General features: G+C 60.4%; 24 protein-coding genes. 8 read left to right on the forward strand and 16 right to left on the reverse strand.

Translation table 11 applies throughout. From position 1 onward, the window contains the following. Nucleotides 1-390 precede the first annotated feature (390 nt). The 4 genes from IVB46_RS07005 to IVB46_RS07020 form a co-directional block, all read right to left on the reverse strand. Nucleotides 391-1,191 (reverse strand): class I SAM-dependent methyltransferase, encoded by an 801-nt coding sequence (locus tag IVB46_RS07005; RefSeq protein ID WP_247316515.1) that lies wholly within the window; start codon nt 1,189-1,191, stop codon nt 391-393. 153 nt (nt 1,192-1,344) lie between these two features. Continuing rightward, nucleotides 1,345-2,133: an ABC transporter ATP-binding protein gene (locus tag IVB46_RS07010; protein ID WP_063985287.1), complete on the reverse strand. Its 789-nt coding sequence runs from the start codon at nt 2,131-2,133 to the stop codon at nt 1,345-1,347. After that, nucleotides 2,127-3,065, reverse strand: coding sequence for an ABC transporter permease subunit (locus IVB46_RS07015; protein WP_224517721.1), 939 nt, complete (start codon nt 3,063-3,065; stop codon nt 2,127-2,129). Before IVB46_RS07015 ends, IVB46_RS07010 begins: the two co-directional genes overlap by 7 nt. A 101-nt stretch (nt 3,066-3,166) precedes the next feature. Continuing rightward, nucleotides 3,167-4,297, reverse strand: a complete 1,131-nt coding sequence (locus IVB46_RS07020) for an ABC transporter substrate-binding protein (protein WP_085398206.1) — start codon at nt 4,295-4,297, stop codon at nt 3,167-3,169. 463 nt (nt 4,298-4,760) lie between these two features. Between IVB46_RS07020 and IVB46_RS07025 the strand changes: the two genes are divergently transcribed. Continuing rightward, complete coding sequence (locus IVB46_RS07025; protein ID WP_166082224.1) at nt 4,761-5,102, forward strand: YdhR family protein; 342 nt, start codon at nt 4,761-4,763, stop codon at nt 5,100-5,102. Nucleotides 5,103-5,394: 292 nt separating this feature from the next. Here the strand turns inward: IVB46_RS07025 and IVB46_RS07030 are convergent, their stop codons facing one another. Continuing rightward, nucleotides 5,395-5,772: a nuclear transport factor 2 family protein gene (locus IVB46_RS07030; protein WP_225048605.1), complete on the reverse strand. Its 378-nt coding sequence runs from the start codon at nt 5,770-5,772 to the stop codon at nt 5,395-5,397. A 48-nt stretch (nt 5,773-5,820) separates the two neighbouring features. Continuing rightward, nucleotides 5,821-6,300, reverse strand: a complete 480-nt coding sequence (locus IVB46_RS07035; RefSeq protein ID WP_085403315.1) for a MarR family transcriptional regulator — start codon at nt 6,298-6,300, stop codon at nt 5,821-5,823. Nucleotides 6,301-6,456: 156 nt separating this feature from the next. Between IVB46_RS07035 and IVB46_RS07040 the strand changes: the two genes are divergently transcribed. Together IVB46_RS07040 and IVB46_RS07045 are read left to right on the forward strand one after the other, a co-directional pair. After that, nucleotides 6,457-7,785 carry a Rieske 2Fe-2S domain-containing protein gene (locus tag IVB46_RS07040; protein ID WP_247342352.1) on the forward strand — a complete coding sequence of 443 codons (1,329 nt, stop codon included), beginning with the start codon at nt 6,457-6,459 and terminating at the stop codon, nt 7,783-7,785. Nucleotides 7,786-7,790: 5 nt separating this feature from the next. Continuing rightward, nucleotides 7,791-8,843 (forward strand): ABC transporter substrate-binding protein, encoded by a 1,053-nt coding sequence (locus IVB46_RS07045; protein WP_247316517.1) that lies wholly within the window; start codon nt 7,791-7,793, stop codon nt 8,841-8,843. Between the two features lie 14 nt (nt 8,844-8,857). On the opposite strand, the gene IVB46_RS07050 is transcribed toward IVB46_RS07045, so the two are convergent. The 7 genes from IVB46_RS07050 to IVB46_RS07080 all read right to left on the reverse strand — a co-directional run bounded on the left by IVB46_RS07050 (nt 8,858) and on the right by IVB46_RS07080 (nt 15,475). Further along, nucleotides 8,858-9,976 (reverse strand): ABC transporter ATP-binding protein, encoded by a 1,119-nt coding sequence (locus IVB46_RS07050; protein ID WP_247342355.1) that lies wholly within the window; start codon nt 9,974-9,976, stop codon nt 8,858-8,860. Nucleotides 9,977-9,994: 18 nt separating this feature from the next. Then, nucleotides 9,995-10,894, reverse strand: coding sequence for an ABC transporter permease subunit (locus IVB46_RS07055; protein ID WP_247342359.1), 900 nt, complete (start codon nt 10,892-10,894; stop codon nt 9,995-9,997). Nucleotides 10,895-11,043: 149 nt separating this feature from the next. Beyond that, entirely contained in the window at nt 11,044-11,760 is a 717-nt protein-coding gene (locus tag IVB46_RS07060) for an ABC transporter permease subunit (protein ID WP_247342363.1), read from the reverse strand. Between the two features lie 7 nt (nt 11,761-11,767). Beyond that, entirely contained in the window at nt 11,768-12,784 is a 1,017-nt protein-coding gene (locus IVB46_RS07065; protein WP_224580631.1) for an extracellular solute-binding protein, read from the reverse strand. A 47-nt stretch (nt 12,785-12,831) separates the two neighbouring features. Further along, nucleotides 12,832-13,245 carry a Rieske (2Fe-2S) protein gene (locus IVB46_RS07070; RefSeq protein ID WP_247316520.1) on the reverse strand — a complete coding sequence of 138 codons (414 nt, stop codon included), beginning with the start codon at nt 13,243-13,245 and terminating at the stop codon, nt 12,832-12,834. Continuing rightward, nucleotides 13,245-14,348: an amidohydrolase family protein gene (locus IVB46_RS07075; protein WP_135217089.1), complete on the reverse strand. Its 1,104-nt coding sequence runs from the start codon at nt 14,346-14,348 to the stop codon at nt 13,245-13,247. Before IVB46_RS07075 ends, IVB46_RS07070 begins: the two co-directional genes overlap by 1 nt. Then, complete coding sequence (locus tag IVB46_RS07080; RefSeq protein WP_247316521.1) at nt 14,345-15,475, reverse strand: amidohydrolase family protein; 1,131 nt, start codon at nt 15,473-15,475, stop codon at nt 14,345-14,347. Before IVB46_RS07080 ends, IVB46_RS07075 begins: the two co-directional genes overlap by 4 nt. A gap of 145 nt (nt 15,476-15,620) precedes the next feature. Between IVB46_RS07080 and IVB46_RS07085 the strand changes: the two genes are divergently transcribed. Then, nucleotides 15,621-16,124 (forward strand): MarR family transcriptional regulator, encoded by a 504-nt coding sequence (locus IVB46_RS07085; RefSeq protein WP_247316522.1) that lies wholly within the window; start codon nt 15,621-15,623, stop codon nt 16,122-16,124. A gap of 241 nt (nt 16,125-16,365) precedes the next feature. Here IVB46_RS07085 and IVB46_RS45070 read toward each other — a convergent pair whose 3' ends face one another. Further along, nucleotides 16,366-16,839, reverse strand: coding sequence for an Arm DNA-binding domain-containing protein (locus IVB46_RS45070; RefSeq protein WP_346016120.1), 474 nt, complete (start codon nt 16,837-16,839; stop codon nt 16,366-16,368). A gap of 723 nt (nt 16,840-17,562) precedes the next feature. Between IVB46_RS45070 and IVB46_RS07090 the strand changes: the two genes are divergently transcribed. The 3 genes from IVB46_RS07090 to IVB46_RS07100 all read left to right on the forward strand — a co-directional run bounded on the left by IVB46_RS07090 (nt 17,563) and on the right by IVB46_RS07100 (nt 20,774). Continuing rightward, nucleotides 17,563-18,708 (forward strand): fructose-1,6-bisphosphatase, encoded by a 1,146-nt coding sequence (locus IVB46_RS07090; RefSeq protein WP_247316523.1) that lies wholly within the window; start codon nt 17,563-17,565, stop codon nt 18,706-18,708. A 50-nt stretch (nt 18,709-18,758) separates the two neighbouring features. Further along, nucleotides 18,759-19,946 carry a 6-phosphofructokinase gene (locus IVB46_RS07095; RefSeq protein ID WP_063985300.1) on the forward strand — a complete coding sequence of 396 codons (1,188 nt, stop codon included), beginning with the start codon at nt 18,759-18,761 and terminating at the stop codon, nt 19,944-19,946. Between the two features lie 96 nt (nt 19,947-20,042). Then, nucleotides 20,043-20,774 carry a protein-L-isoaspartate(D-aspartate) O-methyltransferase gene (locus tag IVB46_RS07100; RefSeq protein ID WP_247316524.1) on the forward strand — a complete coding sequence of 244 codons (732 nt, stop codon included), beginning with the start codon at nt 20,043-20,045 and terminating at the stop codon, nt 20,772-20,774. A gap of 837 nt (nt 20,775-21,611) precedes the next feature. On the opposite strand, the gene IVB46_RS07105 is transcribed toward IVB46_RS07100, so the two are convergent. Further along, nucleotides 21,612-21,821 (reverse strand): cold-shock protein, encoded by a 210-nt coding sequence (locus IVB46_RS07105; protein ID WP_038945713.1) that lies wholly within the window; start codon nt 21,819-21,821, stop codon nt 21,612-21,614. 311 nt (nt 21,822-22,132) lie between these two features. Here IVB46_RS07105 and IVB46_RS07110 point away from each other — a divergent pair, with 311 nt between their 5' ends. Next, nucleotides 22,133-22,345, forward strand: coding sequence for a hypothetical protein (locus IVB46_RS07110; protein ID WP_038945406.1), 213 nt, complete (start codon nt 22,133-22,135; stop codon nt 22,343-22,345). Between the two features lie 186 nt (nt 22,346-22,531). Here the strand turns inward: IVB46_RS07110 and IVB46_RS07115 are convergent, their stop codons facing one another. Then, on the reverse strand, nt 22,532-25,315 hold the full coding sequence (locus IVB46_RS07115; RefSeq protein ID WP_247342366.1) for a UPF0182 family protein: 2,784 nt from the start codon (nt 25,313-25,315) through the stop codon (nt 22,532-22,534). Between the last annotated feature and the right edge of the window lie 84 nt (nt 25,316-25,399).

Below are 25,399 nucleotides of genomic sequence, written 5' to 3' on the forward strand. Positions count from 1 at the left end.
CTTCACTTGTCAAACAGCCCGGGACCAGGAGGCCCCAACCTTCCAGAGTGGAAGGGTTCCGACACCCTTACCGACGATGAATGAACTCCAATCGACTTATGTCGACTGTTGTGTCACTCAACAAGGTGAGGAGCATCAAGAGCGTGCATGCTTCCCTTGGCATCTAGGCCAAAGAGAGCCCCCGACAGACGGGCAACGCTGGCAAACGCATAGACGCTCACTCACCTGACTTCAAGCAGAAAATGAAAAATTTCCACTTCGCCAATCTTCTCGTATCCGCGTAGCAGAGCAGCAAGCCCGCTCGTCCTGGTTAAGCCCAGACGTTCATCGACTTTCCACCCGGGCACTCAGATAGTCAGGACCTCGGAAGAGACCGCTCTGGCCGTCGAGTTAGGGAACGATGCCTCGGCACGCCCACGCGACGTTTGCAAAGGACCTCGGGCCATCGGGACGGCCGGCCTCGTAGGCATCGCGCACGGCGGCGTCGGTGCGCGCTCGCTCCGCAGCATCGAGCGCTGCCACATACTTGCCGAGCGGCCCTTCGCCAGCGGCAATCGGCGTCCAATAGTCGGCAAAGCTTTTGTAGTCCATGCGGATCATCAGCTCTACTTCCGCAATGCTCACGAGACCCTGCTCGGCAAAAGTCCGTCTCAGTTCGCCCGGCTGCATCATTGGTTGAAAGCAATAGCGACTGCGCAGCTGGCGCCCGCTTTCACCGAGTGCCGCCACCGTGTCGACCATCATGCGCATGCCGGGCATCCCGCCGAGATGATCCCACACCGCTGCCGCGACTACGCCGCCCGGCCGAACGACGCGGCGCATCTCGGCTACTGCCTTACCGGCTTCGGGAACGAACTGGAGCACGAGAAGCGCCAAAGCGCGATCGAACGTGCGGCCCTCGAAGGGCAGGGCGCAGGCATCCGCCTGTCGGACTTTTATTCGCGGGTTTGTGTTGCGCCGGATTACCTCCTCGACAAAGATTGGCGAATAGTCGACCGCGGTAATCTCGGCGAGGTCGGCGGCTTTGGCGAGCGTGAAGGTCAAGCTACCGGTGCCGCAGCCGATCTCGAGAATCCTTTCGCCGTCGGAAACCCCTGTGAAGTCGATGAATTTCCGCGCGAGTCTTCGGCTCCAGCGGCCCATGAGCTGCTCATAGCCCGCGGCGCTGTGGACGTTGAATTCTGAGGTCATCGAAGTCTCCGTGCGCTTCCCAGATTTTTAGATCTCCACGAGGTGGCTGCACAGCCGCTAACACAATCGCATTGCGATCGCGGCGAGAACGCCGTGCTGCTTGCTCTGTGGATGCGTATGAGAATATCCGTCACGGCGAGCTCCTTTTGAGGGCTACCATGCCTCATCGAGGCCGAGTTGCCCAAACACCTCGCGACGAAGCTCAACGAAGTGCGGATCGCCCCGGTGGCGAGGATAGGGCTGGCTGTTGACGACTTCAGCCTTGACCCGTGCAGGCCGGTCGCTCAGCACGATGACACGGCCAGCAAGCAATAGCGCCTCCTCAACATCGTGCGTGACCATCAGCGCCGTGAAGCGCGAGCGCTGCCAAAGTGATACGAGTTCCGCCTGCATCGCGATGCGAGTCAGCGAGTCGAGCTGGCCCAAAGGTTCGTCGAGAATGAGCAGCTTTGGGTCGTTGACAAGCGCACGCGCCAGAGCCGCGCGTTGCGCCATGCCACCGGAAAGCTGGTGCGGGTAGGCATTGGCGAAGCCCGTGAGCCCCACCAGGCGCAAGGCGTCTTCGATACGCCCGCCATGAGTGCGTAGCAACCCGCGGGCTTCCAGACCGAGCGCAACGTTGCTCCGTACCGTCCGCCATGGATAGAGCGTTGGGTCTTGAAAAACGACGACGCGCGACGGATCGGGTGCTTCGATCTCTCTTCCCTCCGCTAGCAGGGAGCCGGCTGTTGGAGTGTCGAGCCCCGCGACCAGCCGCAGCAGGGTCGATTTTCCGCACCCACTCGGACCCAGGAGAGCGACAAATTCGCCGCGGCCGACCTGAAGGCTGATGCGGTCCAATACCGGCAGGGGCTGCCCTTCGAGATCGAAGCTGTGGCTCACTTCGCGGAGCGTTAGCGTCGATCCACGGACCGCGTGATCGCTTGCGATCGCCGCTACCATCGCACCAGACCTTTCTGCCAGGATAGCAGGCGGTCCCGCAAGCGGAACAGCAGCGTGATCAGCCCGGAGCACAAGAACGCCATGAGCAGCAGCGCGGCGTACATATTGGCATAGGCCGCCCAACCTTGCGCCCATTGCAGGTACCAGCCGAGCCCCGCCTTCACGCCCAGCATTTCGGCTACGACAAGAACCGCAAACGAGTTGCCGAGACCCATGAACAGGCCGACAAAGACATGTGGCATTGCCGCCGGAATGGCAACCTTGAGCACGAGGAAGCGCTGGGTTGCTCCCAATGTCCGCGCAATATCGTAATAGGCGCTCTTCACGCAGGCGACGCCCGACCAGGTCAGCACGGTGACCGGAAACCCGGTGGCGAGCGCAATCAGGAAAATGCTGGCGCTGAAGCTCGACGGGAAAACGAAAAATGCGAGCGGCAGCCAAGCTGTCGCGGGCAGCGGCCCGATGAACCGCAAAACTGGGTGGATCCAATAACCGGCGAGCCGCGACCAGCCGATCGCCACGCCGGTTACGAACCCCACCGCCGCACCGAGAAAGTAACCGGTCGCGAGCAGACGCGCTGAGGCGAAGATGCCTTCAGCCAGCCGCCCCCAATCATCGATTACGACTTCGACAATGGCCTGCGGCGGCGGAAAGAACGGCAACGGCAGCAATCCAAGCTTTGCTGTGACGGCCTCCCAGGCAGCAAAAAACAGCGCGAGCGCAAACAGCCACGGGGAGAGCCGCTGGAGGCGCTGAAAAGCAACAAAACGAACGCCGGCAAAGGCTGCCAGGGCGAGCGCAAGGGCCAACGCGCCGCAGGCAATCGCGAAGCCGCCCGTGTAGGCCCAATCGCTCTCGGGCTTATCCGGCCAGAGCGCAGTGAGCACGGCGACCATAGACCATGCGGCGGCAACAGACAGTCCGCCGATCAACGACCGAGTGGTCGAACTTTCAAAAAAGCCGAAACCCGATTTCTCTGATGGCCTCGGCACTTCATCGATGACCGAGCTCACTGCGGATCTTCCCAATCGGCTCAGCTTAGAACGTCAAGATAAATCCGCTCGGCGAACTTGGCCGGGTCAGTGCTTCGCTTCATGACGTTCACTGCCTTGAGTTCGTCGGTGTAGAGTAGAAGCTGCTTCTTGAGCGTGGCCCCGACCGGGTGATTGTGGTGAGTATGGCTACGATACATGGTGGCGAGATCCTCTACGGATCCTCTCCCGCCGTAGCCCGAATAGATTGCTGCGGCATCGGCGGGATCGCTGGCAACTAGGTCTGCCCCCTCCAGTATCGATCGGGTCAGAGCGGCCGCCACCGGCATTTCGCTTCGGGTGAGGCTGCCACGTATCGCGAGAACGCAGCAGGTGCGGTCGGCGAATTCACCCGTCAAGTTCGTCGCGATCTCGTTGAGTTTGCCTTCCTTGAGCCAGAGGTAGGGCAGCGGATCAATCTCGGCCAGCGCCTGCACTTCGCCCTTGTCGACGGCAAGCGCGAGCAGATTGGCCGGGTACTGGCGCCACTCTACCTCTTGGGCCGGATCGATGCCCTTTTTGGCGAGGTAGATCGAAAAGAAGTTCTTCGCTGGGCTCGCTTGATCGCTAATCCCGATAGCCTTGCCGCGCAGGGATTCCAGGCTGTCAATATTCGCAGCCTTGGAGCCGAGGAGCCGGATGCAGCCGCCGTGCACACCGGCGGTGATCCGAACGTCGAAACCTTGCTCCAGCGGTTTGAGCCAGCGCAGGGCCAATCCCAAACCGGCATCCGCCTTGCCAGTTGCAATCGCCTCCAACAACTGGTCGGTCGAACCGCCGAAATTGACGAATTCGACATCGAGGTTGTGCTTGGCGAAGATACCCCGCTCCTTTGCGACTGCCGCAGCGACGGTGCACGCCGCGTTCGCATTCCAGGCGAGTTTGAGTTGGCGGGGTGGGCCCTGCAGCTCTTCACTGCTCGCTGCGGCGCGACAAATAAGAGGCTCGCCGGGAATATAAGACAGCGATCCAGTCCCGGATGCCGTCAGCGCGCGAGCCGCTCCAAACATTCCAAGCGGCGCCGTGGCGCCGAGGGTGCAAACCAACGTCAACACCGAGCGGCGGGAGAAGGCGCCCCGCTTCGCTTCGGACAGACCTTTCGTCAAGCTGTTGCCAATTTCGCGCTTTTCCATGTGTCACTCCCAAACTCGCGTGTGAATGGAATAGAACTGGGCGGCGCTTTGCGGGGCCTTAGCTCACCTCTCTTTGGGCATCATCCGAGCCCGTCTGCTACACAGGTGTGAAGAGCTTCACATTAACGCAAAAAATTGGAAGGAGATAGCCGCGCGGCGATTAAGGCTCTTGTCAATCGTGTTGACCTACTCACGGAAGCCTCTGTCGCATTTAGTCGCGATCGGCGGGGGTAGATGATCAAAATTTCGGTCGTGCGCACGCACCAGCATGGAGCCTGCGTTGCGCGAATTCAGCGACGCGGTCTAACTTCTAACGCTAAGTCAGCATGATCTGGGATAGTCGGCTGGTCGCAGCAGAACGGAAACTACTGGTTAGGCTTTGCGCTTTTGATCCATGTCGGCTTCCCGCTTGCTTGATCGCGGGAATGCCAATTGAGCCGGGGCATCCTTACAAGGAGGTCGCATGATTACCGCCGTTGTACGATACAAACTGCCGCCGCAGATCGACCACGCGACGTGTCGCGAGCACTTTCATAAGATCGCCCCCAACTTCCGCGAGGTGACGGGGCTGATCAGCAAGCACTTCATCTGGTCCGAAAGCGGCTGGGCGGGCGGCGTGTACCAGTGGGAGCGTATTGAGGATGCCAAGGCGTTCTACACCGGGCCGTGGCTCGAGGGCATCATCCAGCGCTACGGCATGAAGCCGCAGATCGATTTTTACGAGGTTTTTGCGGTAACAGACAACACGCGCGGTAAGGTTGAGCTGTTCGAGGAGGCCGTTGCTCCAAATGACCCCAGCAGATAGCTCTTCTGCCGCACTAGCGCGTAGAGGTGGCGTTGTATGAGAGGATAGCTGCGGAATCCTCACGTCATCGTAGGTAGCAAGTCCACGCCGCGACCGAATGCGACGATCACTCTGATCTTGGCTCTTCGGAGACGTGCCGATCAGGGCAAATGTCCGCGTTTCGCCAAGAACTGCCCTCCCCGTTAAGTCGCAGTTTGACCCAACCCGGACATATCTTGCACCGGAGACAAGTAGCCCTTTTGGGCGTCCGGTAAGGCCGCCGCCTCGCCGGACCGATTAAGCTTCGACCGCTTTAGTTGAATGTTTGCAGCCTCAATTTGAGCGATCCGTCGGCTTGGCGTTCGAAGACGTGCGTCGCCAAACCACTGAAGGGAGACGGCTTGCCCTCCTTGTCCTTACCCGTAGCGCTCCACTTGGCTGTGCCGAAGACTACCTTGTCGTCTCCGCCGGCATCGATCATCTCCAACTTGTGATCCGTCACACCGCTCGCGAAGAGTCCGGCAAAGAACTTCTCGATCTCGGCCGGCCCCGACGCGACCTGATGTGTGGGCGGCATCAATTTTGCCGTCGCGACATAGGAGGCGCCGATGGCTTTCTCGTCGTGCTTATTAAATGCGGCATCCCAAGCGGCGTAAGCCTTCTCCACGTCCCCCTTGGCGTCCGCGGCCAACGAAATTCCCGGCGCGCCGAGCAGACAAATGAGTAGTGTTGAAGACCGCTATAGGAATTTCTCGCGGCCCTGTGCTTTGATCTCGGTCTCCAGTTGCTGATCGAGCTTGTCGAGGCTTCGCCTCAAAACCTCGATTTCGTGCGGATCGAGCGCGGCCATGAGCTTGCGCTCGACCCGAACAACGAATTTCTCGATATCCTTGTAGACCTTGCGGCCATCGGTCGTGAGGCTCAGGCTGGCGCGGCGGCGGTCCGCTTTATCCACGTCACGATGAATCAGCCCTCGACGCACCAACAATTCGATGGAGCGCGCGACCTTGAACGCGTCGGACGAGGTCAATGTCGCAAGTTGCGTGGCCGTCAGCGGCTGATGCCTGGCAATGACCGCGAGGCTTCGCCAGGCCGGCATCGTCAGCTCGTAACGATCTTCGTACATGGGGGAGATGAAGCTGCCCAACCGCGAAGCGATGAGACCGAACCGGTATCCGGTCCAGTTCTCGAGCGGGAGGATCGTGCTGACCTTGTTCATCAAGACAATTTGCTCGCGGTGATGGGAGCAGAACCATAACGAGTTGCACTGCACCGCTCAACCGCTCGCTTTCCGGACGATCGCGTCATTGACGCAGGACCGCATTACTTGCATAATGCAAATAATAAGCATTCAAAAGAGCTAGGGAGGATCACCATGTCGAAATCGACTGACGGCCAGGATCTGACGCTGGTTGGCCCAGGTACGGTCATGGGCGAGATGATGCGGCAATACTGGATACCCGCCGCTCTTTCTTCGGAACTATCAGTCGACGGCGATCCAATGCGCCTGATGCTGCTCGGTGAGCAGCTCATTGCCTTCCGTGACAGCTCGGGCCGGGTTGGCGTGTTGGATCACCAATGTCCGCACCGCTGTGTCTCGCTGTTCCTCGGCCGTAACGAGCAGGACGGCATCCGTTGCGTCTATCACGGCTGGAAGTTCGACGTTGACGGCCGCTGCCTCGAAATGCCGAACGTTCCCCCTCCGCAGGATTTCAAGGAAAAGGTCCGCGCAAAAAGCTACAGGGTTCGCGAGTGCGCGGGCCTCATATGGGTTTACATGGGCGCGCGGGCCGAGGCGCCGCCGATGCCGATGCACGAAGCGCTGTTCGTTCCGGAGCAGGATCTGACCGTCACCATCCTCCAACGCGAAGCCAACTGGCTCCAGGGCCTCGAAGGCGATATCGACACGTCGCATTTCGGCTTCCTGCATGCCGGACACATCAACCCTGATGATTTCGAGGAAGGCCACCCGGCCCGTCATACGGTTTCCAACCGAGCGCCGGAGTACAAGGTCACCGAGACCGACTGGGGCACGATGTACGGCGCATTTCGGCCGGAAGCTGACGATCGAATGCACTGGCGAATGGCGCATTTCTCACTGCCGTTCTGGACCCAAACCCCGAACGCCGACTTTGCCGACCACGTAGTCGCCAAAGCGTGGGTGCCCATGGACGACACCCACACGATGCTGATCTCGATCTATGGCGGCCGCGCCAAAGGGGCGACTTACTCGAGTTCCAAGCTGAAATCCGGTGGCGGCATCCCCGGGGCCGACGGTCTCGATTATCTACCCAACACCACGGACTGGTATGGGCGCTGGCGTGCGGTCCAGAACATCGGCAACGACTGGCAGATCGATCGCGAAGCTCAGCGCACCAACAAGATCTACACGGGCATCCGCAACATCGTGATGCAGGACCAAGCCGTCACGGAAAGCATGGGGCCGATCGTCGATCACACCAAGGAACATCTCGCACCGAGCGACGTGATGATCGCGCGGACGAGGCGGCGCCTGCTCAACGCTGCACGGGCATTCGCCAACAGCGGCACCGTGCCGCCCGGCGTCGACGATGCCGAGGTGTTCTGGAACGCGCGCGCAGGCTCCTACTACGCTGACGCGAAGATCGACTGGCTCGAGGCCTATCAGGACAAGTTGAAGACCGCCATTCGCTGGCGTGCCCCGAGCCCGCAAGCCGCGGAGTAGCAACAATGGCCACGCCGGACCGGGAAAAGCGCGCGCGCATCACGCGCCGCGCTACGGTGTTTGGACTGACGGCCTCTTCGATCCTGCCGTCGATCATGGCTCCGTCGAGAGCGGAGGGTGAATGGTCCGCGCTGGTCGCCGCCGCAAAGAAGGAAGGCCGCGTGGTGCTCTACAGCGCGTTCGTCGGCCTTGCCGCGCACAAGGAGCTCAAGAAGGACTTCGAGTCCGCCTACGGAATCACCGTGGACATTCTCGAAGCGCGCGCGAGCGAAGTCCGGGAGCGCATCCGCATCGAGCAGGCCGCGGGCCGCAACGCAGCCGACGTCTCCGAGAACGGGCGGACCACGACCACGCTGCAGATCAAGGAGGAGCGTGTCTTCGAACCTCACGGCCCCCTCCCCAGCCTCGGCCGTCTCAAGACGGACTTCCCAAGCGACGGCATGCGGCTCCCTGTCTTTGCCATCGTCTACGGCATCCTGGCGAACACCATGCTGGTCAAGCCGGCGGACGAGCCGAAAAGCTGGCTCGACCTGACGGATCCGCGCTGGAAAGGAAAAATCCTCAGCGACGATCCGCGGACGCTCGGCGGCGGCGGCGTGCTCTTCTCGGTCCTGCAGGACCTCTACGGGCGCGCCTTCCACGAGAAGCTTGCCCAGCAGGACCTGAAGTTCAGCCGGGAGATACCCGCAAATGAGCGCCGCGTAGCGCGCAGCGAATACCCGCTCTACATCCCCGACAGCCTGACGTCGCTGCTTGAACTCAAGGGCCTCCCGGTCAAGTTCATCGCGCCGAAGGAGGGGCTGCCCTATGTCGGCTACGATCTCGCGCTGCTGAAGAATGCACCCCACCCCAACGCGGCGCGGCTGCTGATGGAATACTATCTGGGCAAGACGATGCAGCAGAACCTTGCGAGGCTCGGGCTGCTGCCGACCACGGCGGACGCGCTGACCGGTGTCGATCCCGCGGTGGCACAGATCGAAACAACGAAGCTTCTCGGCACCACGGATCCAGAACGCATGAACGAGATGCTGTTTTTGGCTCAGCAGATCTATCGCTGAGAGGTATTCCCGGCTTAAGGGGCTGCGCCGGCCTGCTCCGGCACAGCCCAAGCCGACTGCTGCGGAACGACGACGGTCACATTGTCTCCGACGGAGAAGCCACCGAACGGCGGCGCATCGACATTGAGGCGGCTATCGTCGGTCTGCACCACGACCGACCGGATCGGACCGCGGAAGATCGTATGCGCAATCTGTCCGGACCATCGAAGTTCGTGGTCACTGTGAGCCGCATCTGGGGCCGCGATACGGGCGTCCTCGGGACGAACCATGACGGTCACGGGCCGCCCGGGCCGGATCTCGCTTGCCGACTGGCACGCTCCACGCCAGCCCTTGCCGACGACGTTGAGCCGCACCCGATGATCGTCGATCCGCGTGCAGGCCTCCACACTGGCCTCCAGCAGGTTCGGTGTTCCGAAGAAGGCCGCCACGATCCGGTTTGCGGGATAGCGATAAATTTCCTCGGGCGCACCGATCTGCTGGATTCGGCCGCGATCCATCACGACCACACGGTCGGACAACGCCATCGCTTCGGCCTGATCATGTGTCACGTACAGGCTCGTCATGCCGAGCCGTCTCTGGATCGAACGGAACTCGTCGCCCATCTGCAGACGGAGCTTTGCGTCGAGATTGCTGAGCGGCTCGTCGAGCAGCAGCACCTTGGGTTCGAAGACGAGGGCCCGCGCGATCGCCACTCGCTGCTGCTGGCCGCCGGACAGCGCCGGTGCCGGCCGCTCGGCGAAATCCTGCATTTCGACGAGGCGGAGTGCCCTGGCGACGAGATCGCGTATCTCGGCCGCGGATTTGCGGCGCACCCGCAGCGGATAGGCGACGTTCTCGAAGACGGTCATGTGCGGCCAGATCGCGTATGACTGGAAGACCATGCCGAGCCGCCGGCGCTCCGACGGAACGAAAACGCCGCGAGCCGCATCACTGACGACCTCGTTGCCGATGCTGATGCGGCCACCGGTATTCTGCTCGAGGCCCGCGACCATCCGCAACGTCGTGGTCTTGCCGCACCCCGACGGCCCCAGCAGGGTGACGAATTCACCCTCGCTGACCCGCAGGTCGACGCCGTCGACCGCGACGAAATTACCGAAGCTCCGGCTTACCTTCTCAAGAACGACATTCGACATGGCACGATCCAAGCCTGGTCACATTCCACCGATACGGCTGCTGATGAACTTGAGTTGAACCCACCGGAAGACGATCACGAGAACCATCATGATGAGCCCGATCACGCTGACCTGCTCCGCGTTGCCGTTCGCCCACAGCTTCAGCAGCACGACAGACAACACCTCGGAGCCGACAGAATAGAGCAGAACGGATGCGCTCAGCTCGCGCATGATGCCGAAGAACACCAGCACCCATCCGACGGCGAAGGAAGGCCAGGCCAGGGCAAGGACGATGCGCCTCATGGTTTGCAGCCAGCTTGCGCCATGCACCCGGGAGCACTCCTCGAGGTCGAACGAAAGCTGCGCATATGCGCTCGACATCGCGCGCACCGAAAGCGGCGTCCCAAGCGAAATATAGGCCAGCAGCAGCGCCCAGATCGTGCCGTAGATCGGAATCGCGTGAGGCAGCAGAGCAAACCCCCAGAGAAACCCGACACCAAGGACGATGCCGGGCATCATCCACGGCAGCCAGGCCATCGAATCGATCAGCAACCGGCCTCGCCACTTCGTTCGGACCGAGACATAGGCGACGGTTGCGCCGAGCAACATCGTCAGCGTGGCGCCGACGAGGCCCAGGAACATTGTGTTGCTGAACCCGCGCCAGAACTCGCTGCTGCCGAATACCGCCTGATAGTGCTCGAGTGTCAGCATGTCCCACTGGTAGAACCCGAAGAACTTGAAGAACGAGCCGATGACGAGTTGTCCGACCGGGAGAACCACCGTCACCACAAAGAACAGAACGCAAAAGGAAAAGGTTGCCCATCGCCATGCACCGAGTTTCATCACCGAAGGCGAATAGCCCTTGCCAGTGATGGTCTGAAAACTTCGGCCGCGCAGCATCCGCCGCTGCAGAAGAACGATCAGGAACAATAGCGCCATGATGACGAAGCTGATCGCGGTTGCATACTGATATTGCGGCGGCGACCGCTGGTTGATCGAGTCGTAGATGTCCGTCGTGATGACCCTAATTCCCGCCGGTGAGCCGAAGAAGAGCGGCGACTCGAAATTCTCGATGCCGCGAATGAAGCTCAGGATATGGCCGCACCGGTCAGCGCGGGCAGCATAAGCTGCAGCGTGACAGAGCGAAAAGTTCGCAAGCGTGATGCGCCGCACATGGTCGCCGCCTCCTCGAGACTCGGATCCATCGCTCGGAAGGCGTCCACGATAAGAAGAAACAGGAACGGCACGGAATACTGCATCATGTGCCAGACTACGCCGCCATATGAATAGACGTTGATCGGCGCTGTCTCTGATCCCGTGACCCACTGATAGAGCTGATTGAGCAATCCGACCTGCGGATTGCCGAGCATGCCCCACGCCATTGCGGTCAGGATCGGGGGAATGAAGAATGGCAGCGTGATCAGGACTTCCAGAGCCCCCCGGAATGGCGTGTCGGTTCGCGCCAGTATCCAGGCGAGCAAGACGGCCAGGATTACCGAAGGGATGGTCTTGGCCAGGGATATGCCGACGGTGTTGAGGAGTGTCACCGCGCTTTGCAGCGTGATGACGTCGCGATATCCGTCCAAATTGAAAGTGCCGGCCATTCCCGGCGGCGTCGAATGCAGGCTTCCATAGAGCAGCATCGACAGCGGATAGACGGAAAGGAAGGCGAGAACGAGGACGAGCAGAGCGAGCGCCGCAAGGCGGCCTGCCGCAGTCGCCTGCAGCCACCGCCCGATCCCGCTCAGGCCGGTCGTACGCCTCTCGACGAGGTTGTTCACTCCCTCTCCGGCTGAAACGCTCATGGGTCTCTCAGGGGTAAAGCTTCTTGGCGAGATCCATCATCGAGGAGCGCTCAGCCAGCTTGGCGGGACCAATGATCTTGGCATTCACGAACTGCTGCGCGTCCGGATTGGCGCGCTCGGCGGCCGCGGCGTTCACCGGAAGCATCCAGGCGTTCGCGTAGAGCAATTGCGACTCGACGCTGAGGAAGTGGTCGATGAACAAACGCGCAGCGTTGGGATGCGGCGCGTTCCTGAGCACTGCGAGATCCATCTCCGCGAAAGGTGCACCCTCCTTCGGAATCACGACTTTCACCGGCAGCCCCTTCAGATCGGACGTGAAGGCAAAGATCTGCGGGATATAGATGGCGTACTCGCCGCGAGCCACGCGGCGCGCGTCGTTTCGCATATCGCGGCTGAACACGGGCTTTTGCTCGGCGAGCTTCTGGTTGAAGTCGGTGCCCATGGTCTTTTCCAGGATGGCGAACATGGTATTCCCGCTGCCGAGCGGCCGCATGTCGTCCGAGAGGATCTTGCCCTTCCATTTGGGATCGTTGAGATCGTTCCAGCTCGTCGGGATGTCCTGCTCCTTGACCAGCCGCGTGTTGATGAGGATGCCCATCGGCTGCATGAATGCCGGCACGCTGTATTCATTGGCCTTGAACGGCGGTCGCAAATGGGCGGCATTCGGGATCGGCGGCAGTTTCTGCACGAAATCGCCGTTCTTGAGTTGCTCCTCGATCATGGTCGTCGTGACCATTTCCGCGTCGCCCAGGAAGCGGCCGGCCGCCTGCTCGGTGCGGATGCGCTCGGAGAGCTCACTGGCACGGAGGTCGAGACTCTCGACCGGAATTCCGTACTTCGCTTCGAACGACTTGAGGACAGCCGTGAAGTAGGGAGCGCCCAAGGCCATGTTGTAGACCACGACCTTGCCTTCCTTCTTGGCGGCCTCGATGACCTTGTCCCAAGAACCGTCCTCGGCTTGCGCGGAGCTCAACAGACCCACGAAACAGGCGACAGCCGCCGACATTCCTAGCTTGAACAACACTTACTCCTCCCAATGCGCTTTTATTTGCTTAATTGATTCACTGGTCTTCAGACTTCCAAGACAACGTATTGCTTGTCGATCGTGACCTGAAACGTTTCGGCGCGCAGTTCGCCTTCGATCAGCGCGCCTCCGGGCTCGACTTTCAGCTCATAGCTTCGGACCTTGGTGCGATCCGGCTCGCACCATGACCGACCGGTTCGCAGATCGAATTCCCAGCCATGCCACGGGCAGCGCAACAACTCACCACGACGGCTGTATTGATAGTCACCGGGCCCCGTCGCCTCGACGAGCCCGACGATGCGCCCCTTGCACAAGGACGCCCCCTCATGCGGGCAACGATTGCCGACGGCGAAATACTCGCCCTCGACATTGAAGATTCCGATCTCGCGCCCATCGACCTGGACCAGCAGGCGCTGGCCCGGCGGGATCTGATCTACGGTCGCAACCACATGCCGCGCCATCAGTCCAACCTGTAGAACTTGCGCGCATTCTCATAGAGAAGCTGCTCGCGCTGGGCCTGCGTGAGGTTGGCGCGAAACGCGTAGCGCGGATCGTCGAAATCCCAATGCGGGTAGTCGGTGGAAAACAGCAGCCGGTCCCATCCGATCCTGTCGAACAGATCGATCAATTCGGCTGACGTCGCCGGCTCTTCCATCGGCTGCGTGCTGAACCACACCTGCTCGCGCACGTATTCCGACGGCGGCTTCTTCACATGGGGAACCTCGCTCCGAAGGCGCGCCCAGTGCTTGTCCATGCGCGCATTGAGCGACGGTACCCAGCCCAAGCCGCCTTCCATGATCACGACGCGCAACTCGGGAAAGCGCGCCAGGACCCCTTCGAAGACAAGGCTCGCCACGACCGCCTGCATGGTCTGGGCGACCGAGTGATGTTCCTCCATATAATAGGATGTCCATCCGCCGCCGGTCGATGGATGACCATTGGTGCCACCGACATGAATCGTGATCGGCAGGTTGTTGCGCACGGCCGCCTCATAGATCGGCCAGTAGCGTCGGCGTCCGAGCGGCTCGTCCGTCTTGGGCAGGATCAAGATCTGGGTAAAGTTGGGATCCCCTCCCCTGGAATCGATCTCGGCGACGGAGGCAACCGTGTCCTCCTGGGCGATCAGCACCGAGGCCCTCAAACGCGGCTCCTGCTTCACCCAGCGTTCGACCTGCCAGGTGTTCATCGCGCGGGTCAATGCGACGCCAAGGTCGAGATTTCTCTGACTGCCCGGATTCCACCGCAGGGGTATCAACATGCCCACCTCGATCCCGTTCGGATCGAGGTGCTGCTTCTTCATCAGGTCAAGGCTCGATCCCGGCGGCCCACCCTCCTCCGGATAGGCATCGATCCGCGCGGCGTCGGGCGACATGCGCGGATGCGACAGTGCCTCGGAGAAGGCGTGGCGCAGGTGACTGCCATAGACCGTGAGATGCTCGATCCATTGCCTTTCCAGATAAGGATGCACCTCGGTCCAGGACGTCATCGCCGGATGGATGTCGCAATCGATGACTTTCAGCTTGTAGTTCGAGGCCCGTGGCCGTTCCAGTTCAACGGTGCTCATGGCACAACCTCCATGATCTGATCGGCCGTGGCCAATCGCGAGTAAGTGGCGAGCGCATTTTCACTGGTGATCTTGCGGAAAAGCGCATCAGGGAGCCGGCCGGAGAGAACCGCATCCCCGTCGAAATGCCAATGCGGATAGTCCGTCGAGAACAGGAACAGTTCGTCCGACTTGATGTGATCGGCGAGCCGCATGATGGCCTCGCCGTCGTCCGCCGCATCGACCGGCTGGACAGTGAAGCGCACATTGTTACGGATGATCTCGGACGGCATGCGCGTGACCCACGGAACCTCGGCTCGCACGCCTTTCCATGTCTTGTCGGCGCGCCAGATGAACCCGCTCAGCCACGTCAACCCGGATTCGATTGCAACGACCTTGAGCCCGGGGAACTTCGCGAACACACCTTCCGATATCAGGCTTTGAAGCTGGCTCTCGAATGCGGCGGATTGCGCCACATAGTCCTCGACATAGTATGACGGCCACCCGACGGCGGTAGGCGCATATCGATAGGCGCTTCCTGCATGAATTCCGATCGTCAGGCCGAGGCGCTCGGCGCGTTCGTAGATGGGCCAGAGATGCCGCCGGCCCAGCGTCGTTTCACCGGACACCAGCATGAGCACCTGCACGAAGCGGAAGTCGTCGGCACGGCGGTCGATTTCCGCCACGGCGAGTTCCGCGTTGTGCGACGGGATCACGATCGAGGCGCGGAGCCGCGGATCTCGGTTGAGCCAGTGATCCCTGATCCAGTCGTTGGTCGCTCGGCAGAACGCTGCCGCCATATCCTCACTGTGAAGGACCTGCGCGCCGTAGAGACAGTTTAGAATTCCATAGCGCGGTCGAAACCGATCGAGCACATGGTCCTGCATCGCTTCGAGCGAGGAGCCCGCCTTCGCGCCGCCCGGGAGAAGCCAGTCTGGACGACAGGATAGTGGCGAGTTCTGCGGATAGCTGGTCAGGCTCAGATTGAGACGATCGAGCGCGCGGACGGAGACCATCTCGCGCCAATAGTCGTCCAGATATGGCAGGAGGACGCCCATTCCGGGCACCGCCGGGTGAAGGTCGCAATCGATTGCGCCGGCATACGTCCTCGCCTGATCAAGACCGGCGACCAAGCCGTTTCCTTCCATGTCACTCTCGCCACTTTTTTTCTTGGAATTGGGAGATTGGGCTCTATGTTGATATGTCAATAAATGTTTTGTCAAGAAATTTGATCTGGATCAATGCACTGCAAAATGCGGGACTTGGAACGAAGTCCATTGGAGATCTTCGAAAATGCCGGCGACCAAGAAAATCGAGAGGGAGAAAGCTTCGGACGAACGTTCCCGGAATGCCGGAATGCTGGCCCGTGAACATGTCGCCGTGCTGGTGTCGACCCTCGGCATGCGCCTCAACAGAGGCGCGACCGCGTATTACCGCGCGGCCTGGAACATCGGCATCGTGGAATGGCGTCTTCTCATGACGCTCAAGAGCATCGAATCCCTCAATGTCAGTGAACTTTCCGACGCCGCCGACATCGACAAGGCTGCAGCAAGTCGCAGTCTCGCCGTCCTGGCGGATCGAGGGCTGATCTCGATCGAGCAAACTCGCTCCCGTGGCAGAGCCGCCATCGCCAAGCTTACCCGCGAAGGTAGAGATTTCGCCACGAGAATGGCCGAAGCTTCGCGTAAGCGCGAGGCTCGGCTATTCAAAGATTTCTCAACCGCCGACAAACAACAATTGTCGCAACTTTTACATCAGCTTTCTAATGCCTTGGATCATGCTGATTGGGAGCACTGACGGATCCCACAGCAGCGGAAGGATCAAGTGAGCTACGATGCTCAAGTCCATCCCGCAGAACGTTTCTCGATAGGATGTCCCCGTCTCACTCACCGCAAGCGCGACGCTCTTGCCCCCCTTAGGGAGACGGCCGGCGGTTTCGGATCGCCCCCAAAGTCCTGCTAGGTGGTGCATTGTTCTGAAAGTTGTAGCCGTCTCTCGCTTTTCAACCCAGATCGGCCGCAACAATTCGTAGACGTGGCTAGGCTTGATCTCTGGGGTCGTGAGTTTCCAATTGCCGGGTAAGCGTACAGTTTGAGCGACGACGGCCATTGACCGCGATGCTTCGTGCTCCAGATCGACCAGTGCTCGCGCATGTAGATTTCGGCGCACAGCTCGAAAGTAGGCAGGGTGACCTTGGTCTCTCCGGCTTTCGCTTCCTCAGGCGCCGCTCGCTTCTCCACACGATGTCGACGCCGGGTGCGCTGCGATCGCCTTTGACACGAAGACGCGCTGCGTCGCGGACAAGCCGCGCGTCCTTTAGCGACACGTCCTTGAGCGATCCTAGACCGAGCCAGCGCGGCTTACCTTCTTTCCAGTACCGGTAGCACCAGTTCTTGCACTCGCGATGACGAGGTAGAGACCGTCGCCGTTGTTGTTGCTGGCTGAGAAGATGATGACGGCACTGCGAAAATGCGAATAACTTCCGTTGGTCACTTTTGAGGGGCTGTGTGATAGGCCAAGCGGTCTCCCATCCTCAAGCAAGTCGATCTGGTCGGACCACTGTCAAAGTCTTGGCACTGGCCTGTTTCCGGCGACAGTGGCCTAGTTTGAAATGACAACGTGGCCCGTTTTGTTCTGGGCCAACCATACGGTGTATTCACGGGCGGAACACGCCGTCATAGATTGCCGAACTTTCCCGGTCTTGGCACGATCTGCAATAGACGCCGCATTCTGACGGGCAATATCATTTCCCGTTTCAGGACTATGGAGGGCGGGCGCGCTTCGCGGGCTAGCTCTTAGTCCTTATTCCTGACCGCCTCAGCTAGTATGGCGTAAAGCTGGCGCTTGCTGAGCTCTTTGGGCTGCCGCTTCTCCCGTGGTTTCGACACCTTCTTACCCACAGTGCGGGCACAAGCGGCGGACAATGCCGCTCTCTTCCGGTCTACCCCTGTGAACGGAAATCGTCAGACTGCACCGGCATGTATCACGCGGGCCAAAACCGGACCCGTGCACCGCAGAAAATGATGGCGCATGATCTACTTATCCTATCGGTTCTGGGATGATCCTTAAGGTGGTTGAAGATCTCGGGAAGCGGATGAGCCCGAATTTTTCGAGCAGGAAGGGCATCTGCGGAACCTAACGTAACATCAGACGTTCTTCCGGCGTATGAGCAGCGCCGTCGCCCCGGCGCAGCCTGCGCAGAGGCGTCGCGCTGTGCTGGTCGGAGAGAAAGCTCATGAGACTCACTCTTTCGGTCATCAAGGCTGACGTTGGCTCAGTCGGCGGGCATACGAAACCATCTTCACGCATGATGGCAGCTGTCGAGGGCGAGGTCGCGAAGGCGATCTGCAATGGTCTGTTGATCGACGGTTTTGTCTGCCACACCGGCGACGACATTGCGATCATCATGACGCACACTCGGGGCGAGGGGAGCTCCGAGATCCATCAACTCGCCTGGAAGGCGTTTCTTGCGGCCACTTCGGTTGCAAGGACTTCCGGTCTCTACGGCGCCGGCCAGGATCTTCTCGCAGACGCACCTTCCGGAAACATTCGCGGTGCCGGCCCGGGCGTCGCCGAGCTCAGCTTCGACCACAGCCTCTCGGGGCCGAGACCCGCGGAATCATTCATGGTGTTCGCCGCCGACAAATGCGGCCCCGGCGCCTATAACCTGCCGCTCTACCTCGCCTTCGCTGATCCCATGTATTGCGCCGGGCTGATGCTACCCCCGATGATCAAGGGATTCCGTTTCCATGTCATCGACATGGACCACACGGCGGGCGACAGCGTGATCGAACTCGATGCGCCCGAGGACAACTACCACATGGCCGCGCTGCTCCGCGACAACGAGCGCTTTGGCATTGATCGCATCGTTTCTCAAACATATGGCGAGGTTGCCGCCGCCGTGTCGGCGCAACGTCTTCACGCAATCGCAGGCAAGTACACCGGCAAGGACGATCCGGTCGCAATCATCAGAAACCAGGGAATTTTCCCGGCGCCCGAGGAGATTATCTCGCCCTTCGCCAAGGCACACTTCGTGGGCGGCGATGCGCGCGGCTCGCATGTGATGCCGCTAATGCCCGTGCCGCTCAATACACCGGTCACTGGCATGTACTGCCTGCCGATCGTTTCTTGCGCTGGCTTTTCGGTCGACAAGGACGGCCGCTTTTCCGAGTCCTATACCGATTTCTTCGACAACCCGGCGTGGGACGAGGTGCGCCGGCGCGCGCAACGCAAGGCAATCGAGATGCGCAGCCAGGGCTGGTCCGGCGCTGCGATGCTGCCCTATTCTGAGCTGGAATATGGCGGCTTCCGCGACACCGTATCCGCACTCGTGAAGCAATTTCGGCTGCGTGAGGAGCGCAAGCCGGAAGCGGCCGAGTAGCGAAGCTGCGCTGTGCATTATTACGACCTGCCAATGCTGGGAGGTTTGGCTTGGCGAAAAGACGCATCGGCATTCTCACGGGCGGCGGCGACGTCGCCGGCCTCAACGCAGTCATCAAGAGCGTGACTTATCGCGGCAGTGAGAACGACATCGAGGTCGTCGGTCTCCGCCGTGGTTGGGAGGCCCTCACGCACTTGAACCTCGAGGACCCGACCAGCAGGTCTCACTATGTCATCCCGCTCAACCGTGAAAACACTCGCACTATCGACCGGCGCGGCGGCACCGTGCTGCACTCGAGCCGCATCAATCCGTCCAAAATACAAAAGCTGCCCGATCATCTCGTCGGCAGGGACGTTCCAGTCTCCCTGAGTACCAAGGACGGCATCGTAACCAAGACCTGGGACCTCACCGGCCAGGTGCTGGCGAACCTTTCGGGGCTCGGAATCGAACACCTGATCGCCATCGGCGGCGACGACACGCTCAGTTATGCGGCCAAGCTCAACGAACTAGGCGTCAAGATCATCGCCATCCCGAAGACGATGGACAACGACGTCCGCAACACCGAGTACTGCATCGGCTTCTCGACCGCGATCACCCGCGCCAGCGATGCCATCCAGCGACAGCGCACCACTGTCGGCTCGCATGAGCGAATTGGCATTTTCCGCGTCTTTGGCCGCGATGCTGGATTCACAGCGCTCTACGCCGCGTATGCGACCTCGATACGATGCGTCATACCGGAGTACAAGGTCAACCTCGACAAACTGATCCAGCTGCTCCTCGAGGAGAAGCGAGCGAACCCAAGCAACTACGCGCTGATCGTGCTCAGCGAGGGTGCCGAGTGGGAGGGCTTCAACCTGCAGGAATACGGCGAGCCTGACGCCTACGGTCACCGCAAGAAGGCCAACGTGGCGGAATCGCTTGCCGACGAGATCAAGCGGCGCGCCGGCGAGGAGACGATCACCTCCGACCTCACCTACGACCTGCGATCGGGCGATCCGGACTTCATCGACAAGCTTGTGGCCCTGACTTTCGGCAACATGGCCTACGATGCCATCCTGGAAGGCAAGACCGGCCTCATGTCGGCGCTGGTAGAGGGCTGCTACGACCTCGTGCCCATCCCTGACGCCAAGCTCGGCCCGCGCAAATTGGACGTCGCCAGCAGCTACAACACGGAGCGCTATCGCCCCATCTACGGCAACAAGCAGGGGTTGCCGATCTTTCTCAACCGCGCGTCATAGATAGATGGTGACCCAAGCGCCGGCATGACTGGTTGCTGCGGGTGCGTCGCAACCGGCCTTGTCGCCGCCGCGCCACCGAGATCGGGGAGACGGCTCATGAGGACCTTGCTGCTGCTCGTGCTTTCTATGGTGACCGTCGCGCGCGAAGTGACCGCACAGGACGCGCAATGCGTCCTCGAACGCGCCGCCATGGTCGAAACCATCCGGTCCTACGCCCGGTCTCACGTCAGTGTTTTGGGACAGCAGGGGCTGTCGGGGAGAGTCCTTGAGGCCATGGGGCAAACACAACGCCATCTGTTCATCCCTGAGCGATCTTGCTCCATCGCATACGCAGACATGCCGCTTCCGATCGGCGCCGGCCAGACCATATCGCAGCCATTCATCGTGGCCTTGATGACTCAGCTAGCTCACGTCGCGCCCGATGATGTTGTGCTCGAAGTCGGTACGGGTTCGGGCTATCAGGCTGCCATCCTTGCGCACCTGGCGCGAAAGGTCTGCACCATCGAGATCATCCCGCAGTTGGCCGCAGCCGCAGCCAAAACGCTCAAGGACCTCGCGTATGACAATGTGAGCGTTCGGCTTGGCGACGGCTATGCTGGCTGGCCCGATTGCGGTCCTTTTGAAGCAATCATCGTCACCGCAGCGCTCGGGCACGTACCGGCGCCGCTGATTGAGCAGCTCAAATTGGGTGGCCGGTTGGTGATGCCGGTGGGACCTGCCTACACCACTCAGCAGCTCACGGTGGTGGAAAAAACCGGCCCGGGCAAGACAACAACGCGCGCCGCCAGCCTCGTGCGGTTTGTACCCTTTACGCGCTCATCAGATTAAAAGCCAATCGACGTTTAATTCTTGAGCAGCACTTGCGCAGTCGCCTCGCTGGCTGGAGCCTTGCGGAAAGCGCCAGCTGTTCGAACCTGTCGGCTTCGGGTCAAAAGCTGCACTGACCGCCGCGAAGTCCAACTTCCGCTCTGCCCCTGTTGACGGACATCGTCAGACGGTCAGTCAGGTCCACCATCAGTTGTAACTCAAAAAGACCCGCGCGCGAAGGGGAACCGAATGCGCTAGGTCGCATTTCTAGACGTACAGGCACACTTGCTACGTCAAGCTGACCCTTTCACGACAACTTCCGAAAGGATGGCGACCATGCCACGGGTGAAGCAAGCTGCGAAGCACGCACGCGCAACCAAAGCCGCCGCCGTGACGGCACTCGGTACGGCCGGACTGGGTCTCTCGCTGGCGGGGAGCGCATCCGCGCACACGATACCCACTGCTCATATCCCGCATTCTGACAACATCTCGCCCAATCAGCGCTTCGTTCTTGGCGAAGAGGAAATGGCCGACGTCAGTCTCGCCACGTTCTATCTCTTCGATAAGGAAAATGCTGGAAGCGACGTGCAGCTAGCCGCCGTTGTTGTTCGCCGAGGTTGCGGTGGTTGCCGTGGCTGCCGTGGGTGCCGAGCTGTGCGTGGTTGCGGTGGCTGCGGGGGTTGCGGCGGCTGCTGCGCACGCTGGGGACGGTGCCGCTGGTGCTAAGTTCCACGACCTAGCGGATGAACGATAAAACTTAACGAACAATCGTGCGGCATCTCCGCCGCAGGTCGGCGATGATATCCCCCCTGTAGCCTGCTTCTCAGTACATCCGTGAAACCGAAGCGTCGACCGATGTTATAGGGTCTTCAGATTTTCAGCGCTCGTCTTTCCGCGCCTCGGATCGGTCTTCTCCTCGAAGGAGACCTTCTGCCCTTCGGCTAGTCCATGAAGGCCCGCACGCTCGACGGCGCTAATGTGAACAAATACATCCGGCCCACCATTGTCCGGCTGAATAAAGCCAAAGCCCTTCTGGCCGTTGAACCACTTCACGACACCCGTTGCCATTATCCGTCTCCAACAATACCCACGAAAGAGTTCGTTACCCACAATCCGTGTGAGCAAATTCGATCCAGCGATGTCTTGGAAAGGCCCCCTCGGGGCGCGGCCATCAAGTCATTCAATAGGTCGAACCCCTTCACCATACCACCGGTGGCATGGGTTGCCACGGGAATGAGATGAGAGGGCGCCGCGGCTGGCCTCGGGTTCCGCGGCCTTCTCGAAGGGACTGTTCACGGCCCGCAAAACCTTGATTGCAATCAGCGGGCCGGCGGGCTTCTCTGTGCGGCGCACGCGCCACAAATGCTGTAAGGAACACAATGCCCTACATCTTCTCGATCAACGACGACGTTCATCATCAAGCCCAGCGACCGCAGGGCCGCGCCGACAATGGCGGACGGACCGTCTACACTATTGTTGCATGCCTCCCGATTGAGGCGGACGGACGCATTCGTTACCGCATCAAAAGCAAAACCGAGAATTTCGAGCGTGTTGTAACTGAGGATGAACTCAGTCAGTGGCTACGGCAGTAGGCGCGACAGTGGGCCTGTCGGTTGGTACACAGGGGAGATCCAGCTCAACCTGCTTGCGGTCCTCCTCGCGCCGCGAGTGCAAACACCGCCTGTATCGGATCAAGCTCAAGGCCTCTCTTCGTTGCGTGTTCAGCCCGAACTATGCAGCCCCTGTGTTCCCCAATGAGCGCCAAAGGAGCCGCGGCGCTAATGGCCCGTGGCGTGCCGGTTCATTTCCTCCAGAAGCTCGCGCATTGCGTCGAACTGCGTGCCAAAGCCTTTCCAGTCGCCGGACTTCAATCGTTCAACGGCCTGATTGTAGCGGTCGAGCGCCTCCCGTGCCTGACTTGCCGACGGGCGTGCGACAGGCATTTCCTCCTTCGTGTTCGAGACCGGCCGCACCGCGCCAGGCTCGATAAACAGTGCTGACAAGGCCTCGTCGAGCGTCTCCTTCATCACCACATGTTCACCATAGGCTGCGATCACGCGTTTCAGCTCCGGCAGGTGTCCGTGCTCCGCTCGCAAATAGAGCGGCGTTACATAGAGGATCGAGTTCTCGATTGGGATCACAAGCAGGTTCGCACCGCGTATCACCCGCGAGCCCATCTGATTCCACAGCGTGATCTGCTGCGATATATCGGTGCTCTGATTGATCCGCGCTTCGATCTGGAACGGCCCGTAGACGAGCTTCTCCTTGGGAAACTCGTAGACAATCAGCTTGCCGTAGTCGGGTGCGTCGCAACGCGCGGCGAGCCACGCGATCATATTGTCGCGGCGGCTTGGCACCATGGGAAGCATGAGGAAAAACTCGGCCTGCGGCTCGCCGGGCAGTCGCATGATGATGTAATATGGGGCCATCGTCGCGATGCCGCCGCCGCCCGGCTGGCGCGGGAACTGCCAGAGATCCTCGCGGTTATAGAAAACGTCAGCGGCCTCCATGTGATAGCTCTGATAGAGCTGCGCCTGAATCAGGAACAGGTCCTCCGGATAGCGAATGTGCCTCTGCATATCCGCCGGCATGGCCGAGAATGGCTTGAACAGGCTCGGAAAGATACGCCGATAGGTCGCTGCAATCGGATCGCCGGTGTCCATCAGGTAAAAGTCGACGGTCCCGTTATAGGCATCGACGATGACCTTCACTGAATTGCGAATGTAGTTGATATCCTCGTCTTGCGCCGGCTGCGCGGAGGGGAAGTAGGAACTCACCGTGTAGGCGTCCTGCATCCAGAACATCCGCCCATTGCTGATGACCAGATAAGGATCGTGATCGAGCCTGAGGAACGGGGCGATCGTTCGTACTCTTTCCCCGATATTGCGCCGGATCATGATACGGCTGTCGATCGTGATGTAGCTTGAGAGCAGTAGGTTCGGGTCGTTGAAGTAGTAAGCGAACAGGCCTCTCCACACCATCGCTCCTATCGGAACGCCGCCCGTACCGTCATAAGCCGCGTAGACATTGTCCTTTCCCTTCGGATAGTCGAACTCCGGCGTGCTCCCTTTGACGATGACGTAGTTGTCGCTCCGTTCGCCGTAGTAGAGGCGCGGCTCGTGGATTTTGGGGCCTCCATCCGCGACCGGAGGGATATCCCGCAAATAGAGCAGCGGTAGCCCCTCGGTGCTTTTGCGCGTGACCGGGCTCATCACCGCGCCATTGCCGTGAGTAAACAGCACGTGGCGATTGACCCATGTCTGGGCATTCGGCGGCAGCAGGGAGGGCCGCAATTCGCGAGCCGAGAGCATTACGCTTTGGTAGGAGCCATCGAGCCAGTAGCGATCAACATCAAGATCATGGAATTTGTAGTAAGTGCGGATCTCTTGCAGCTGCGCGTAGGTGTCCGACAAGGGCAGCCAGTCCCACAGCCTGATATTGTCAATTGTCGCCTTGTTGGCGTCGAGCGTCTTGAAGCTAAGCTTCTGTTCCGCCGCAAACGGCTTGGCTGCGATCTGATCGAGATTGTATGCCTGCCGGGTGAGCGCAATGTTGCGTTCGATATAGGGCCTTTCCAGCTCCAATTCGCTTGGTTTGACGAAGAACTCCCGGAACAGCACGGGAATCACGCTGGACAGCACGAAAGACCCGATCACGACAAGCAGGAACGCGGCGGCAGGAAGCCGGTAGGTGCGCACCCGCAAATTTGCCCACGTGGCGAACGCCGCGATGACCGAAAGTCCGATCATCAACCACAAGGCCGGGAGCCTCACGTGGACATCGGTGTAGCTTGCGCCGACGACCACACCGTTGTCGCCGTAGAGCAGCAGATAGCGATCAAGACCATAGGACCAGGCCTTCACCGCAAAGAAAAGACCGAGCAGCACTGAGCCGTGGGCAATCGCCATCGACGACATTGATCGACGATGAAGGTCGTATTCGATATCGCCGTGCACCCAGTAGATCGCCGCGGCGAAAAGCGCGCTCAGAGCGAGCGCGAGCATCATCCAGTTTTTGATGAGGATATAGGCGGGCAGCGAGAAGAGATAGAAGCCGATGTCCTTGTTGTAGAGCGGATCGTCTGCGCCATATGGCACCTGATAGACAAACCGCAGGAAGACGCCCCAGTTGCCGACTTCTGCGGCGGCGACGAGCAGAGCGAGCAAAGCTGCCCCACCTACGATCAACCGGGACCATGGCAGTCGATCGCGTAAAAGCGCAAGCAAATCTGGCGGCGCGTTGCCCGCGAAGTTCCACACCGAAGCAGTGACAAGCTGTGTCGACCGCCGTCGGGCAAAGCGCAGTGCGAACCATCCGTTCACCCAAAGGATGATGGCGGTTCCGGTCCATGCCGCAAGAAAGATGACGGTTTTCGCACCGATTGTCGTCCAAAAAACCTGCTGATAATTGATCGAGGAAAACCACAGCCAGTCGACGAGGAGGTCGCTCGCGAGCCAGAGCAGGATCAGGCAAACCCCAATGACAGCGGCCGCAATAGTGAGCCCGACCACGGCACTCTGCCTTGGTACCTTCCGTTCGGGTCCGGTGATCCCGATCGTCATGGCTTGATCATAGCGGAAATGAGGGACGCCCGCCGCTCGATTTCGCGGTCGGAATAGCGCCTCAAGGCGGGGGCACGGGTGCTC

Origin of the sequence: Bradyrhizobium sp. 61, from assembly GCF_023073075.1 — a bacterium.
Lineage (GTDB): Bacteria > Pseudomonadota > Alphaproteobacteria > Rhizobiales > Xanthobacteraceae > Bradyrhizobium > Bradyrhizobium barranii.